This window comes from Escherichia sp. MOD1-EC6021 (assembly GCF_002965245.1).
GTDB classification, from domain to species: Bacteria; Pseudomonadota; Gammaproteobacteria; order Enterobacterales; family Enterobacteriaceae; genus Escherichia; species Escherichia coli_F.
On sequence record NZ_PTRU01000009.1, the window covers coordinates 63737 to 79322 of the forward strand.

General features: G+C 52.7%; 11 protein-coding genes. 8 read left to right on the forward strand and 3 right to left on the reverse strand.

Features of this window, described 5'->3' with window-relative positions:
- Positions 1–65 precede the first annotated feature (65 nt).
- The 5 genes from BEB54_RS12450 (at position 66) to rpnA (ending at position 6729) form a co-directional block, all read left to right on the forward strand.
- Entirely contained in the window at positions 66–2387 is a 2322-nt protein-coding gene (locus BEB54_RS12450; protein ID WP_105277452.1) for a Tex family protein, read from the forward strand.
- A 456-nt stretch (positions 2388–2843) separates the two neighbouring features.
- Positions 2844–3071: a ferrous iron transporter A gene (feoA, locus tag BEB54_RS12460; protein WP_001200455.1), complete on the forward strand. Its 228-nt coding sequence runs from the start codon at positions 2844–2846 to the stop codon at positions 3069–3071.
- A gap of 16 nt (positions 3072–3087) precedes the next feature.
- Positions 3088–5409, forward strand: a complete 2322-nt coding sequence (feoB, locus tag BEB54_RS12465; RefSeq protein WP_000737014.1) for a Fe(2+) transporter permease subunit FeoB — start codon at positions 3088–3090, stop codon at positions 5407–5409.
- Complete coding sequence (gene feoC / locus BEB54_RS12470; RefSeq protein WP_000157586.1) at positions 5409–5645, forward strand: [Fe-S]-dependent transcriptional repressor FeoC; 237 nt, start codon at positions 5409–5411, stop codon at positions 5643–5645. Before feoB ends, feoC begins: the two co-directional genes overlap by 1 nt.
- A 202-nt stretch (positions 5646–5847) precedes the next feature.
- On the forward strand, positions 5848–6729 hold the full coding sequence (gene rpnA, locus BEB54_RS12480) for a recombination-promoting nuclease RpnA (protein WP_039020614.1): 882 nt from the start codon (positions 5848–5850) through the stop codon (positions 6727–6729).
- A gap of 219 nt (positions 6730–6948) precedes the next feature.
- On the opposite strand, the gene bioH is transcribed toward rpnA, so the two are convergent.
- Positions 6949–7719, reverse strand: a complete 771-nt coding sequence (gene bioH / locus BEB54_RS12485) for a pimeloyl-ACP methyl ester esterase BioH (protein WP_032185313.1) — start codon at positions 7717–7719, stop codon at positions 6949–6951.
- Positions 7720–7756: 37 nt separating this feature from the next.
- Here bioH and gntX point away from each other — a divergent pair, with 37 nt between their 5' ends.
- The 3 genes from gntX (at position 7757) to gntT (ending at position 10742) form a co-directional block, all read left to right on the forward strand.
- Positions 7757–8440 (forward strand): DNA utilization protein GntX, encoded by a 684-nt coding sequence (gene gntX / locus BEB54_RS12490; protein WP_001355000.1) that lies wholly within the window; start codon positions 7757–7759, stop codon positions 8438–8440.
- Positions 8441–8498: 58 nt separating this feature from the next.
- The gene (gene nfuA / locus BEB54_RS12495; protein ID WP_000619389.1) at positions 8499–9074 is read left to right on the forward strand and encodes a Fe-S biogenesis protein NfuA; all 576 of its coding nucleotides are present in this window, start codon (positions 8499–8501) and stop codon (positions 9072–9074) included.
- Between the two features lie 351 nt (positions 9075–9425).
- Positions 9426–10742 (forward strand): gluconate transporter, encoded by a 1317-nt coding sequence (gene gntT, locus BEB54_RS12500; protein ID WP_001131758.1) that lies wholly within the window; start codon positions 9426–9428, stop codon positions 10740–10742.
- A 44-nt stretch (positions 10743–10786) separates the two neighbouring features.
- On the opposite strand, the gene malQ is transcribed toward gntT, so the two are convergent.
- Together malQ and malP are read right to left on the reverse strand one after the other, a co-directional pair.
- The gene (malQ, locus tag BEB54_RS12505; protein WP_105277451.1) at positions 10787–12871 is read right to left on the reverse strand and encodes a 4-alpha-glucanotransferase; all 2085 of its coding nucleotides are present in this window, start codon (positions 12869–12871) and stop codon (positions 10787–10789) included.
- Between the two features lie 9 nt (positions 12872–12880).
- Complete coding sequence (gene malP / locus BEB54_RS12510; RefSeq protein ID WP_105277450.1) at positions 12881–15274, reverse strand: maltodextrin phosphorylase; 2394 nt, start codon at positions 15272–15274, stop codon at positions 12881–12883.
- Between the last annotated feature and the right edge of the window lie 312 nt (positions 15275–15586).

Here is a 15586-nt window from a genome sequence, read left to right on the forward strand (position 1 = left end):
CATTTTTGCCAGCCAGTCCGTATAACTATCCCCTGATTTTTGATCCGAAAAGATGAACTCAAACCATGATGAATGATTCGTTCTGCCGCATTATTGCGGGTGAAATTCAGGCGCGCCCGGAACAGGTTGACGCTGCCGTTCGCCTGCTTGACGAAGGGAATACCGTGCCGTTTATCGCACGTTATCGTAAGGAAATTACCGGCGGTCTGGATGACACGCAGTTGCGTAATCTGGAAACGCGTCTGAGCTATCTGCGCGAGCTGGAAGAGAGACGTCAGGCGATCCTCAAATCCATTTCCGAGCAAGGCAAACTGACCGACGAACTGGCGAATGCCATCAACGCCACACTAAGCAAAACCGAACTCGAAGACCTCTACCTGCCCTACAAACCTAAACGCCGCACCCGCGGGCAAATCGCCATTGAAGCAGGGCTTGAGCCGTTGGCCGACCTACTGTGGAACGAGCCGTCGCACACGCCAGAAGTCGCCGCTGCACAATATGTTGATGCCGATAAAGGCGTAGCAGATACCAAAGCCGCGCTGGACGGCGCGCGCTATATCCTGATGGAACGCTTTGCCGAAGATGCCGCGCTGCTGGCGAAAGTGCGTGATTATCTGTGGAAGAACGCGCATTTGGTTTCTACGGTGGTGAACGGTAAAGAAGAGGAAGGGGCGAAATTCCGCGACTATTTCGATCATCACGAACCGCTGTCAACGGTGCCTTCTCACCGCGCGCTGGCGATGTTCCGTGGGCGTAACGAAGGCGTACTCCAGCTTTCGCTAAATGCCGATCCGCAGTTCGACGAACCGCCAAAAGAGAGCTATTGCGAGCAAATCATCATGGATCACCTCGGTCTGCGCCTGAACAATGCCCCGGCGGATAGCTGGCGCAAAGGCGTGGTGAGCTGGACGTGGCGCATCAAGGTGCTGATGCATCTGGAAACCGAACTGATGGGCACAGTGCGTGAACGCGCGGAAGATGAAGCAATCAACGTCTTTGCCCGTAACCTACACGATCTTCTGATGGCGGCCCCTGCCGGACTGCGTGCAACGATGGGCCTCGATCCGGGTCTGCGTACCGGGGTAAAAGTGGCGGTGGTCGATGCAACTGGCAAACTGGTGGCGACCGATACCATTTATCCACATACCGGACAAGCCGCAAAAGCAGCGATGACCATTGCTGCCCTGTGTGAAAAGCATAACGTTGAACTGGTGGCGATCGGCAACGGTACAGCTTCCCGCGAAACCGAGCGTTTCTATCTCGACGTGCAGAAGCAGTTCCCGAAAGTGACCGCGCAGAAAGTGATCGTCAGCGAAGCAGGCGCGTCGGTTTACTCGGCTTCCGAACTGGCGGCGCAGGAGTTCCCGGATCTCGATGTTTCGCTGCGTGGCGCGGTGTCTATCGCCCGTCGTTTGCAGGATCCGCTGGCGGAGTTGGTGAAAATCGATCCGAAATCTATCGGCGTAGGTCAGTATCAGCATGACGTCAGCCAGACGCAGCTGGCCCGTAAACTGGACGCGGTAGTAGAAGACTGCGTAAACGCCGTTGGCGTCGATCTCAATACCGCTTCTGTTCCGCTGTTAACTCGCGTGGCTGGCCTGACGCGCATGATGGCGCAAAACATTGTGGCCTGGCGCGATGAGAACGGCCAGTTCCAGAACCGTCAGCAACTGTTAAAAGTCAGCCGCCTGGGGCCAAAAGCCTTCGAGCAGTGCGCAGGCTTCTTGCGCATTAACCACGGTGACAACCCGCTGGACGCCTCTACTGTTCACCCGGAAGCCTATCCGGTGGTGGAACGCATTCTGGCAGCAACACAGCAGGCACTGAAAGATCTGATGGGTAACAGCAGCGAGCTGCGTAACCTGAAAGCGTCTGACTTTACTGATGAGAAATTCGGTGTGCCGACAGTAACTGACATCATCAAAGAGCTGGAAAAACCAGGTCGCGATCCGCGTCCGGAATTTAAAACCGCTCAGTTTGCCGATGGCGTCGAGACAATGAACGACCTGCAACCGGGGATGATCCTCGAAGGTGCGGTGACCAACGTCACCAATTTTGGTGCTTTTGTTGATATTGGCGTACATCAGGACGGCCTGGTTCACATCTCTTCATTGTCGAACAAGTTTGTGGAAGATCCGCATACCGTGGTGAAAGCGGGCGACATTGTGAAGGTGAAAGTGCTGGAAGTGGATCTTCAGCGTAAACGTATCGCCCTGACTATGCGTCTGGACGAGCAGCCTGGCGAAACCAACGCCCGTCGCGGGGGCGGTAATGAACGCCCGCAAAACAACCGCCCGGCAGCCAAACCACGCGGTCGTGAAGCGCAGCCTGCCGGTAACAGCGCGATGATGGATGCGCTGGCGGCGGCAATGGGCAAAAAACGTTAAACCTCCTGATTGGCCTACGGTTCGAATTTGCACAAGATCGTAGGCCAGATCAGGCGTTCACGCCGCATCTGGCAATAAACGCCATGCCTGACATAAAAATGCCGGAGAATATCTCCGGCATTTTTATTACACAACGAAACTCACACTATATTTCGTCAATATTTATCACTTCATTAACAACTGAAACCTTAATTAAACATTAACCCGCCCTGATAATTCGCCATTCGAATTATATTTTCGCTGCGATATAACCTTGAGCCACATCAACATTCACGCAGATTATTATCTAAACCAACATTCGCACACATTTTAAGTATTGCTGATAGAAACCATTCTCATTATCATTGTGTTGTTGATTATTTAATCTCTCCCTCGTTGGCAAATCATCTGGTCTCATGTCGCTGTCAAACGCCCCATGAGGTAGTTATCCAGTTAATGAGAAACAAGTAGGCACCTATGCAATACACTCCAGATACTGCGTGGAAAATCACTGGCTTTTCCCGTGAAATCAGCCCGGCATATCGCCAAAAACTGCTTTCTCTTGGCATGTTACCTGGCTCCTCTTTTAATGTGGTGCGCGTCGCTCCACTTGGCGACCCCATTCATATCGAAACCCGTCGTGTGAGCCTGGTATTACGCAAAAAAGATCTGGCCTTATTAGAAGTGGAAGCGGTTTCCTGTTAATACGGTGATAACAACAATGAAAAAATTAACCATTGGCTTAATTGGTAATCCAAATTCTGGCAAGACAACCTTATTTAACCAGCTCACTGGCGCACGTCAGCGTGTAGGTAACTGGGCTGGCGTTACCGTCGAACGTAAAGAAGGGCAATTCTCCACCACCGATCATCAGGTCACGCTGGTGGACCTCCCCGGCACCTATTCTCTGACCACCATCTCATCGCAGACCTCGCTCGATGAGCAAATCGCCTGTCACTACATTTTGAGTGGCGACGCTGACCTGCTGATTAACGTGGTGGATGCGTCTAACCTTGAGCGTAACCTGTACCTGACGCTACAACTGCTGGAACTCGGCATTCCCTGCATCGTGGCGCTGAACATGCTCGACATTGCCGAGAAGCAAAATATTCGCATTGAAATTGATGCTCTGTCGGCGCGTCTTGGCTGCCCGGTGATCCCGCTGGTTTCAACTCGTGGTCGCGGTATTGAAGCGCTCAAGCTGGCGATTGATCGCTATAAAGCTAACGAGAATGTGGAACTGGTGCATTACGCACAGCCGCTGCTCAACGAAGCAGATTCACTGGCAAAAGTGATGCCTTCCGACATCCCGCTCAAACAACGTCGCTGGCTGGGCCTGCAAATGCTGGAAGGCGATATCTACAGCCGCGCCTACGCCGGTGAAGCGTCGCAGCATCTTGATGCCGCCCTCGCCCGTCTGCGTAATGAGATGGACGATCCGGCGCTGCATATTGCCGATGCGCGTTACCAGTGCATTGCTGCCATCTGTGATGTGGTAAGCAACACCCTGACGGCAGAACCCAGCCGTTTCACCACTGCGGTAGATAAAATCGTGCTCAACCGTTTCCTCGGTCTGCCGATTTTCCTCTTTGTGATGTACCTGATGTTCCTGCTGGCTATCAACATCGGCGGGGCGTTACAGCCGCTGTTTGACGTCGGCTCCGTGGCGCTATTTGTGCATGGTATTCAGTGGATTGGCTACACGCTCCACTTCCCAGACTGGCTGACTATCTTCCTCGCCCAGGGCCTGGGGGGCGGTATTAACACCGTTCTGCCACTGGTGCCACAGATCGGCATGATGTACCTGTTCCTCTCCTTCCTCGAGGACTCCGGCTATATGGCGCGTGCGGCGTTTGTGATGGACCGTCTGATGCAGGCGCTGGGCTTGCCCGGGAAATCCTTTGTACCGTTGATCGTCGGGTTCGGTTGTAACGTACCGTCGGTAATGGGTGCGCGTACGCTTGATGCGCCGCGTGAACGCCTGATGACCATTATGATGGCACCGTTTATGTCCTGCGGCGCACGTCTGGCCATCTTCGCAGTATTTGCGGCCGCCTTCTTCGGACAGAACGGCGCACTGGCGGTATTCTCGCTGTATATGCTCGGTATTGTGATGGCGGTACTGACTGGCCTGATGCTCAAGTACACCATCATGCGCGGTGAAGCGACGCCGTTTGTCATGGAGCTACCGGTCTACCATGTACCACACGTTAAAAGCCTGATTATCCAGACCTGGCAGCGTCTGAAAGGTTTCGTTCTGCGTGCTGGTAAAGTGATTATCATCGTCAGCATTTTCCTGAGCGCTTTCAACAGCTTCTCTCTGAGCGGGAAAATCGTCGATAACATCAACGACTCGGCGCTGGCTTCCGTCAGCCGGGTGATCACCCCGGTCTTCAAGCCGATTGGCGTACATGAAGATAACTGGCAGGCAACTGTTGGCCTGTTTACAGGCGCAATGGCGAAAGAAGTGGTGGTGGGTACGCTCAACACCCTCTACACCGCAGAAAATATTCAGGACGAAGAGTTCAATCCGGCGGAATTTAACCTCGGTGAAGAGCTATTCAGCGCGGTAGATGAAACCTGGCAGAGCCTGAAAGACACCTTCAGTCTTAGCGTACTGATGAACCCCATTGAAGCGAGCAAAGGCGACGGCGAAATGGGTACCGGAGCGATGGGCGTGATGGATCAGAAATTTGGAAGCGCAGCAGCTGCTTACAGCTACCTGATTTTCGTTCTGCTGTATGTACCGTGTATCTCGGTGATGGGTGCTATCGCGCGTGAATCCAGCCGTGGCTGGATGGGCTTCTCCATCCTGTGGGGGCTAAATATCGCTTACTCGTTGGCAACATTGTTCTATCAGGTCGCCAGCTACAGCCAGCATCCAACCTACAGCCTGGTATGCATTCTGGCGGTTATCCTGTTTAACATCGTGGTTATCGGTTTGCTGCGTCGCGCGCGTAGCCGGGTCGATATCGAACTGCTGGCAACACGCAAATCGGTAAGCAGTTGCTGTGCAGCCAGCACCACCGGTGATTGCCATTAATGGCTTCACTTATTCAGGTGCGTGATTTGCTGGCATTACGGGGCCGTATGGAAGCGGCCCAGATAAGCCAGACATTGAACACTCCGCAACCCATGATTAACGCCATGCTGCAACAGCTGGAAAGTATGGGCAAAGCCGTGCGAATTCAGGAAGAACCTGACGGCTGCCTCTCTGGCAGTTGTAAAAGCTGCCCGGAAGGCAAAGCCTGTCTGCGTGAGTGGTGGGCGTTACGTTAACCTTGTTTTACTACCTGTTTTGAAAAGCCCGGTATGCGTTTGCATCCGGGCTTTTTTGCGTGCGGCTTTCCATAAAAATGCAACTCTTGCAGTACAACGTAAGTTCCTCTGAAAGCGTCTCGCAGAGTTGAAAACTCGCTAATGCACAGGTGTGGAGTGGCGCGTAGAGTCGCGGCATTCAAACAACAGGTGAAGGAACGCCATGAGCAAAAAGCAGAGTTCCACCCCACACGATGCGCTGTTCAAACTCTTTTTACGCCAACCGGAGACGGCGCGCGATTTTCTTGCGTTCCATTTACCGGCACCTATTCACGCGCTCTGTGATATGAAAACCCTAAAGCTGGAGTCGAGCAGCTTTATTGATGACGATCTGCGTGAAAGCTATTCCGACGTGCTGTGGTCGGTGAAAACGGAACAAGGACCAGGATACATCTATTGTCTGATTGAACATCAAAGCACCTCAAACAAACTGATCGCATTTCGCATGATGCGCTACGCCATTGCCGCAATGCAAAATCACCTGGATGCCGGATACAAAACGTTGCCGATGGTGGTGCCATTGTTGTTTTACCACGGCATTGAAAGCCCATATCCCTATTCACTGTGTTGGCTGGATTGTTTCGCCGATCCCAAACTGGCCAGACAGCTTTATGCCTCTGCATTCCCGCTGATTGATGTCACTGTCATGCCTGATGATGAAATCATGCAGCACCGACGTATGGCGCTGCTGGAGTTAATCCAAAAACATATACGTCAACGCGACCTGATGGGGCTGGTAGAGCAAATGGCCTGCTTATTAAGTAGTGGATACGCTAATGACAGACAAATCAAAGGGCTGTTTAATTACATACTACAAACCGGCGATGCGGTACGTTTTAACGATTTTATCGACGGCGTTGCCAAACGTTCACCGAAACACAAGGAGAGTTTAATGACTATTGCGGAAAGATTGCGGCAAGAAGGGTTTCAGAAAGGTATACGAGCTATCGCCAAAACCATGCTGGATGCCGGAGTCCCTCTTGAGGACGTTCTGCGATTTACCAGCCTGACGGTTGAAGACCTTGCTGAAATAAATCATCAATAACGTAAAGGATGGTTTTAATGACGGATACAGAAAGAGAATATCTTATTAGTTACCTGATTGGTTATTTATTGGGTCGACGCCTGGAAGCCCTGGATATCGCCAAAAGAATGCTGTAATCCGGAGTCCCTCTTGCAGACATCATGCGCTTTACCGGGCTGTCAGAAGAAGAGTTGGCTGCGGCGAGCCAGTAAAGTTCTGTCTCGCCATTTCAACAGCTGTCTACACCCTCTGCTTCAACGCCACCAGCAGGTGACAAAACTCGTCCGGATGCGAAATAAACGGCGCATGGGCCGCTTTGGCGAAGATGTACGACTCGCTGTGTGGCCAGAGTTTATCCAGCATCGGCACCACTTTGCGCGGCACCAGACCATCGAGATAGCCATACAATCGCAAAAACGGCATGGACACGTTTTGCAGCGGCTGGCGGAGATCGACCGTTTTCAGTATTTCCAGCCCACCATTGAGCACGTCAACCTTCGGCATCGGCAGCGCCAGAACGGTTTTCTTCAGCGCTCGCGCATCCTGGCGTGCCGTTTCTGTACCCATGGTTTGTAACGCAAGGAACCGTTCTACCGTGCGCTGAAAATCGTCACTGAGTTGCTGCTGGAAACCTGCCAGCACGTCCGGTTTGATCCCCGGCCAATCGTCACGAGCACTAAAACATGGCGACGACGCCACGGTGACCAGCGCCTGAACCCGCTCGGGATGGGTTAACGCAATCTGGCTTGCCACCAGTCCGCCCAAACTCCAGCCTAACCAGATAGCTTTGTCCGGCGCTTGTCGCAGCACGACTTCAGCCATATCAGCAAGTGACATCGCACCAAATCCCTGGCTGCGCCCGAAGCCGGGCAGATCAACGAGATGCAGCGTAAAATGCGAGCTAAGTTCCTCATCAATGCAACGCCACACTTCGGCATTCAGTCCCCATCCGTGCAGCAGCACAAGATGAACATTCCCCTGACCTTTGGTCTGCCACCAGATGTTATTCATCCGCTATTGTTCTCTTTTTACTTACAAGGATGAACATATGCTAACAGTACCGGGATTATGCTGGCTATGCCGAATGCCCCTGGCGTTAGGTCATTGGGGGATTTGTTCGGTATGCTCTCGCGCCACCCGTACAGATAAAACGTTATGCCCACAATGTGGATTACCCGCAACACACTCCCATCTTCCCTGTGGTCGCTGCCTGCAAAAACCACCGCCGTGGCAAAGACTGGTCACGGTTGCCGACTATGCACCGCCGTTAAGTCCGCTCATCCACCAGCTTAAGTTTTCCCGGCGTTGCGAAATCGCCAGCGCCCTGTCACGTCTGTTACTATTGGAAGTCTTACACGCTCGTCGCGCCACCGGTTTGCAATTGCCGGACCGCATCATCAGCGTGCCGTTATGGCAGCGGCGTCACTGGCGTCGGGGATTTAATCAGAGCGATTTGCTGTGTCAGCCGTTATCACGCTGGTTGCACTGCCAATGGGATAGCGAAGCCGTCACACGTACACGGGCCACTGCGACCCAGCATTTTCTTAGCGCCCGGCTGCGCAAACGCAACCTGAAAAATGCCTTTCGCCTTGAATTGCCGGTGCAAGGTCGCCATATGGTGATAGTGGATGATGTCGTTACCACCGGAAGTACCGTCGCAGAGATTGCGCAGTTGCTTTTACGCAATGGTGCGGCGACTGTCCAGGTCTGGTGCCTTTGTCGAACCTTGTAGAGCCTCGATGATGGGCGTATTATAACCAACTAAAATAGTCAACTATTAGGCCATTACTATGATCCGTATTTCCGATGCTGCACAAGCGCACTTTGCCAAACTGCTGGCAAATCAGGAAGAAGGGACACAAATCCGCGTATTTGTGATTAACCCTGGCACGCCTAACGCTGAATGTGGTGTTTCTTATTGTCCGCCGGACGCTGTGGAAGCCACCGACACTGCCCTGAAATTTGACCTGCTGACCGCGTATGTTGATGAGTTAAGCGCGCCTTACCTGGAAGATGCAGAGATCGACTTTGTTACTGACCAGTTGGGTTCTCAGCTGACGCTGAAAGCCCCGAACGCCAAAATGCGCAAAGTAGCTGACGATGCGCCGCTGATGGAGCGCGTGGAGTATATGCTGCAGTCGCAGATCAACCCACAGCTTGCCGGTCACGGTGGTCGCGTTTCGCTGATGGAAATCACCGAAGACGGTTACGCCATTCTGCAATTTGGCGGCGGTTGTAACGGTTGTTCAATGGTCGATGTGACGCTGAAAGAAGGGATCGAAAAGCAGCTGCTGAACGAATTCCCGGAGCTGAAAGGTGTACGCGATCTCACCGAACACCAGCGCGGCGAACACTCTTACTACTAAGTTATCCTCTCTTTTATAGATTGCCCGGTGCGACGCTAAAGCTTCTTATCGGGCCGTCTGCCAGGCGTTGGCGCTACATTGCCTCGGCAAATCCAGTCCCTACGTTTCCCCGCGATAATATGACCAACCTCTCATAATTTAAATTTACCCCGCTCTGGTGATTCTCAAACGCCAGATGTTACCCGTATCATTCACGTGGGTACCAAACATACTCCTGACATCTGACTACAATAATTAGTTTTAGTGGGTATCAGTCGTGGTGCCGCAATATCTCTGTTCCCGATTGGGATAATTAGAGTTTGTCGTCAGAAAATTGACGTTACCCATAACAAATGAAAGGCCAGGTAAATCATGCCATTAGTCATTGTTGCTATCGGTGTAATCTTGTTGTTGCTCCTGATGATCCGCTTCAAAATGAACGGATTCATCGCTCTCGTCCTCGTGGCGCTTGCTGTTGGATTAATGCAGGGAATGCCGCTGGATAAAGTTATTGGCTCCATCAAAGCTGGTGTCGGCGGGACGCTCGGTAGCCTTGCCCTGATCATGGGTTTTGGCGCGATGCTGGGCAAAATGCTGGCAGACTGCGGTGGTGCACAGCGTATCGCCACCACGCTGATTGCCAAATTTGGTAAAAAACACATCCAATGGGCGGTAGTGTTAACCGGTTTTACTGTCGGTTTTGCCCTGTTCTATGAAGTGGGCTTCGTGCTAATGCTGCCGCTGGTGTTTACCATCGCGGCTTCCGCGAATATTCCGCTGCTGTATGTTGGTGTACCAATGGCGGCTGCGCTGTCTGTGACCCACGGCTTCCTGCCGCCACATCCGGGCCCAACTGCGATTGCCACCATTTTCAATGCCGATATGGGTAAGACCCTGCTGTACGGAACTATTCTGGCAATCCCAACCGTTATTCTCGCGGGTCCGGTTTACGCTCGCGTGCTGAAAGGTATCGATAAGCCAATCCCGGAAGGTCTGTACAGCGCGAAAACCTTCAGCGAAGAAGAGATGCCAAGCTTTGGCGTCAGCGTCTGGACTTCTCTGGTGCCGGTTGTGCTGATGGCGATGCGTGCAATTGCCGAAATGATCCTGCCGAAAGGTCACGCTTTCCTGCCGGTGGCGGAGTTCCTCGGTGACCCGGTAATGGCAACGCTGATTGCCGTGTTGATTGCGATGTTCACCTTTGGTCTGAACCGTGGTCGTTCAATGGATCAGATTAACGACACGCTGGTTTCTTCCATCAAAATCATCGCGATGATGCTGTTGATCATCGGTGGTGGCGGTGCGTTCAAGCAGGTGCTGGTAGACAGCGGCGTGGACAAATACATTGCTTCCATGATGCACGAAACCAACATTTCTCCGCTGCTGATGGCCTGGTCGATTGCCGCCGTACTGCGTATCGCGCTGGGTTCCGCAACCGTTGCGGCAATCACTGCGGGGGGTATCGCGGCACCACTGATTGCAACGACAGGCGTTAGCCCGGAGCTGATGGTTATTGCGGTTGGTTCCGGTAGTGTGATTTTCTCTCACGTGAACGATCCGGGCTTCTGGCTGTTCAAAGAGTACTTTAACCTGACTATCGGCGAGACCATCAAGTCCTGGTCGATGCTGGAAACCATTATCTCGGTGTGCGGTCTGGTAGGCTGTCTGCTGCTGAATATGGTGATTTGATAATACTGACTGCCGGATGCATCGCATCCGGCATCAACCGCTCTCTACTGCTTCTTCGCAGCCGCTCTGCGCCGTCTGTCCAAATCCTTCAGCAACTTGTTCACGCCATCATCGGCAAACATCGACTCAAGCGTTGCAGAAAGCTTACGTCGCCAGTTTTTATACTGGTAACTGGTGCCGGGGATATTCACCGGGTCCGCCATATCCAGCCAGTCTTCTGGCTGAAGCCCTAACAGAGCACTGTTACTATCAGCGATATAACGTTGCAAACCACGATTAAGCATCGGCGTCATCGACATTAACGATGCCTTATGCCCCGCACGTTTTGGCAGGCAACCATGTTTATGCAGTGCATCCAGTAACCCTTGCTTCGCCAGTTCGCGATCCTGATACAGACCGCGCAATACCACTTCATCCGGGTACAGCCCCAGCGTTTTGCCCAGTGTTAAATCCCCGCTCTCCCAGTAGCCACGCAGTGTAGGCAGGTCGTGTGTCGCCGCAACCGCCATCGACTGCTCCGGATACGCTTTCGGCGCGCGGAATGTCTTCTCGTGGTCACTTTCGAAATAGAGCACTTTGTAGGAGTACACACCGCTGCTGCGTAGTTTACCGACAATCTCTACCGGTACAGTGCCGAGGTCTTCACCAATCACCATGCAGCGATGGCGCTTACTTTCGAGTGCCAGAATCGAGAGCAGATCATCTACCGGATAGTGAACATACGCGCCCTGATCTGCCGTCTCGCCATACGGTATCCACCACAAACGCAGCATCGACATCACATGGTCAATTCGCAACGCGCCGCAGTTTTGCATATTGGCACGCAACAGCTCGATAAACGGTTCATAGGCACGCGCGGTGATGATATGCGGATCCATCGGCGGCAATCCCCAGTTCTGCCCCAGCGGGCCGAGGATATCCGGCGGTGCGCCCACCGACGCTTTCAGGCAATACAACTCCCGGTCGCACCAGGTTTCTGCTCCACCTTCCGCTACGCCAACCGCCAGATCACGGTACAAACCAATCGGCATTTCATGGCCCTGGCTTATCTCCCAGCAGGCGGCAAACTGGCTGTAAGCCAGCCACTGCAACCAGAGATAAAAATCGACGTCATCACGATGTTCTTCGCAGAACTGACGCACTTCTGGTGAATCCACGTTCTGATACATCTTTGGCCATGCAGGCCAGCCCCAGCGCATTTCGTCTTCTTTCACTTGCTGGGCATGTAACGCGTCAAACGCCGCCTGCCAGAACAGGCTGTCGCCCTGCTCTGCAACAAACTGGCGAAACGCGGCCATCTGCTCATCATCACGTTGCGCAAAACCTTTCCACGCCATCCGCAATGCTGTCATTTTCAGCGCAGTGACGGTGGAGTAATCGACCCAGTCGGCATCCCGTGCCTGTTGCAGCGTCTGTTGCGTGGTCGGTAACTGCCACCAGGCCTGAGCCTCTTCGCTAAGATGGAAATCTTCGACGGCGTTAACGTCGATATAAACCACATTTAGCCAGCGACGAGAAGACGGGCTATACGGACTGGCACTTTCCGGATTTGCCGGATAGAGCGCATGAATCGGGTTCAGACCGATGAAAGCCCCGCCACGTTTTGCCACATCCACCAGCATCACTTTGAGATCGCCAAAATCCCCAATACCCCAGTTTTTTTCCGATCGCAGCGTATAAAGCTGGACGCAGGCGCCCCACAGCTTTTGTTTATTCAGCAACGCCTGCGGTTCGTAACAGCGTTTCGGGGCGACAATCACCCGACAATGCGCGCGCTGGTCGTCCTGGGTGAGTGTCAACGTGTGATAACCTTCCGGCAACTTCGTCGGTAAATTGAACGCTTTGCCCCCCGTTACATGGCCTTTGTACTGCGTTCCTTCTTCGGTGGTCAGCAGCCAGCTATACTCGCCGCTGCCCTCCACCGCCATCGGCATTTTTTTGCCGCTGGTATAGACCATGACATTCGGGACTGGCGTTACCGCCACTTTCGTGGCGGTACGTTGATGCATCGCGTCAAGCAAACGCCGTTTGGTTTCGGCGCTAATCGACTGCGGTTTACCGTGGGCATTGATGTAATTGGGGCTGATCCCCGCCGCCAGCGCGGCATTATCCAGACGTTTGCTTTCCATCGAGCTTCCTTAGCGTTTTGCCTGCCAGATACGAGCCTGATAATCGCGAATAGAGCGATCCGAGCTAAACATACCGCAGCGGGCGGTATTGAGGATCGCCGCGCGAGTCCAGGCCTCCTGGTCGCGGTACAGCACATCCACCTGCTTTTGTGCCTCTACATAGGCTGCGAAATCCGCCATTACCAGATACGGATCGCCGCCCTGTTTGCCGATACTGTGCAGCATCTGGTCGAAGGCATGCTTATCGCCGTCGCTGTATTTACCGCTTTCCAGCTCTTTCAATACTGCGTCCAGCACCTTATCTTTCTTCCGCCATTTCACCGGGTCGTAGCCTTTGGCCAGAATTGCCTTCACTTGTTCCACGGTATGACCAAAAATAAAGATATTTTCTTCACCAACTTTTTCGGCGATTTCGACGTTAGCACCATCCAGCGTACCGACAGTAAGCGCACCATTGAGCGCCAGTTTCATATTGCCGGTACCGGAAGCTTCTTTACCTGCAGTCGAAATTTGTTCGGAGATATCCGCCGCCGGGATCAGTTTTTCCGCCGCCGAAACGCAATAATCCGGCAGGAACACCACCTTCAACTTATCGCCAACCTGTGGATCGTTGTTGATCACATCAGCCACTTTGTTGATCGCAAAGATAATATTCTTCGCCAGGTAGTAGCCCGGTGCCGCTTTCGCGCCGAAGAGGAAGACGCGCGGTACGCGGTCAGCCTGCGGGTTTTCACGAATTTCTTTATACAACGCCAGAATATGCAGCAAATTCAGGTGCTGACGTTTGTACTCATGCAGGCGTTTGATCTGAATATCGAAAATCGCCTGTGGATTGATCTCAATACCGGTACGAACTTTCACAAACTCCGCCAGACGGACTTTATTCGCCTGCTTGATCTCGCGATATTGCTGACGGAATTTCGCGTCATCAGCGAATTTTTCCAGATTGATCAGTTGATCGAGATCGTTAGCCCACTCTTTTTTCAGTGATTTATCCAACAGAGCCGCAAGTGCCGGGTTGCACTGTTTGATCCAGCGACGAGGGGTAATACCATTGGTGACGTTATGGAATTTGTTCGGCCACAGCTGGTGATATTCCGGGAACAGATCTTTCACCACCAGATCTGAATGCAGCGCCGCTACACCGTTCACCGCGAAACCGCCAACCACACACAGGTTCGCCATATGCACTTGTTTGTCGTGTACCACCGCCAGTTTGGCCCACACTTTTTCATCGCCCGGCCAGTTTTTTTCCACCAGCGTTTTAAAGCGTGTATTAATTTCGTTAATAATCTGCATGTGGCGCGGCAGTAAGCCTTTCACCAGTTTCACATCCCAGCGTTCCAGCGCTTCTGGCATCAGGGTATGGTTGGTGTAAGCAAAAGTTTTGCTGGTGATGGCCCAGGCGTCATCCCAGCTCATCTGGTGCTCATCGATCAGCACGCGCAGCAGTTCTGGAATCGCGATAGTCGGGTGGGTATCGTTCAGTTGAATAACTTCGTAATCTGCCAGCTCGTGCAGTTTACGCCCCGCCAAATGATGGCGACGCAGAATATCCGCTACCGAACAAGCACACTGGAAGTATTGCTGCATCAGGCGCAGCTTTTTACCGGCAGTATGGTTGTCGTTTGGATAGAGGACTTTGGTCAGTTTTTCCGCGTTGATGCCCTGTTGTTCGGCACGCAGGAAATCTCCGTCGTTAAATTTTGTCAGATCAAACGGATGCGCATGCGTCGCCTGCCACAGACGCAGCGGCTGCGCCACGCCATTACGATAACCGACAACGGGAAGATCCCACGCTTGACCGGTAATGGTAAATTCCGGCTCCCAGCGTCCGTCTTTCGTCACTTTACCGCCAATTCCTACCTGCACATCCAGTGCTTCGTTGTGGCGGAACCACGGGTAGTTACCGCGATGCCAGTCATCCGGCGCTTCAACCTGTTTGCCATCGACAAAAGACTGGCGGAACAAGCCATATTGATAGTTAAGACCATAACCCGTCGCAGACTGACCGACAGTTGCCATTGAGTCGAGGAAGCACGCAGCCAGACGTCCCAGACCACCGTTACCCAGCGCCGGGTCGATCTCTTCTTCCAGCAGGTCAGTCAGGTTGATGTCATAAGCCTTCAACGAATCCTGTACATCCTGATACCAGCCAAGATTCAACAGGTTGTTACCCGTCAGGCGTCCAATCAAAAACTCCATTGAGATATAGTTAACATGTCGCTGATTGGCCACCGGTTTAGCGAATGGCTGGGCACGTAGCATTTCCGCCAGGGCTTCACTCACTGCCAGCCACCACTGGCGAGGGGTCATTTCAGCCGCAGAATTTAAGCCATAACGCTGCCACTGACGTGAAAGCGCTTCCTGAAATTGCTTATCGTTAAAAATAGGTTGTGACATAGGAGTTCCACTTTTCTTAGATTTTCAACACAACGTTATCGCTAGTTTGCCAGGCTCGATGTTGACCTTCCTCATCCTGCGGGGGATTAGGCAGGGAGGAGTTGCGGGGATGAGCAAGGAAATGTGATCTCGACCACTTAAACCTAGTGCAATCCACAGGATTAGCAGCAAATCAATGCCATACAGCGCAGAAAATCTGTATCTAAGTGCAAAAAATGGCCGTTGTGTATTTTCAAAAGGCGGAAGGTAACTCTATAAATTAAGTAAAGGAGTGAAACAGTTTCATAAGTAAAACATCCAGTTTGCTCCATC

Excerpts from the sequence above, each read along its gene's own strand:
- malP (WP_105277450.1), bottom strand. The coding sequence starts at position 15,274 with ATGTCACAACCTATTTTTAACGATAAGCAATTTCAGGAAGCGCTTTCA.
- gntX (WP_001355000.1), top strand. The coding sequence starts at position 7,757 with ATGCTAACAGTACCGGGATTATGCTGGCTATGCCGAATGCCCCTGGCG.
- rpnA (WP_039020614.1), top strand. The coding sequence starts at position 5,848 with ATGAGCAAAAAGCAGAGTTCCACCCCACACGATGCGCTGTTCAAACTC.
- feoC (WP_000157586.1), top strand. The coding sequence starts at position 5,409 with ATGGCTTCACTTATTCAGGTGCGTGATTTGCTGGCATTACGGGGCCGT.
- malQ (WP_105277451.1), bottom strand. The coding sequence starts at position 12,871 with ATGGAAAGCAAACGTCTGGATAATGCCGCGCTGGCGGCGGGGATCAGC.
- feoB (WP_000737014.1), top strand. The coding sequence starts at position 3,088 with ATGAAAAAATTAACCATTGGCTTAATTGGTAATCCAAATTCTGGCAAG.
- gntT (WP_001131758.1), top strand. The coding sequence starts at position 9,426 with ATGCCATTAGTCATTGTTGCTATCGGTGTAATCTTGTTGTTGCTCCTG.
- feoA (WP_001200455.1), top strand. The coding sequence starts at position 2,844 with ATGCAATACACTCCAGATACTGCGTGGAAAATCACTGGCTTTTCCCGT.
- nfuA (WP_000619389.1), top strand. The coding sequence starts at position 8,499 with ATGATCCGTATTTCCGATGCTGCACAAGCGCACTTTGCCAAACTGCTG.
- bioH (WP_032185313.1), bottom strand. The coding sequence starts at position 7,719 with ATGAATAACATCTGGTGGCAGACCAAAGGTCAGGGGAATGTTCATCTT.
- BEB54_RS12450 (WP_105277452.1), top strand. The coding sequence starts at position 66 with ATGATGAATGATTCGTTCTGCCGCATTATTGCGGGTGAAATTCAGGCG.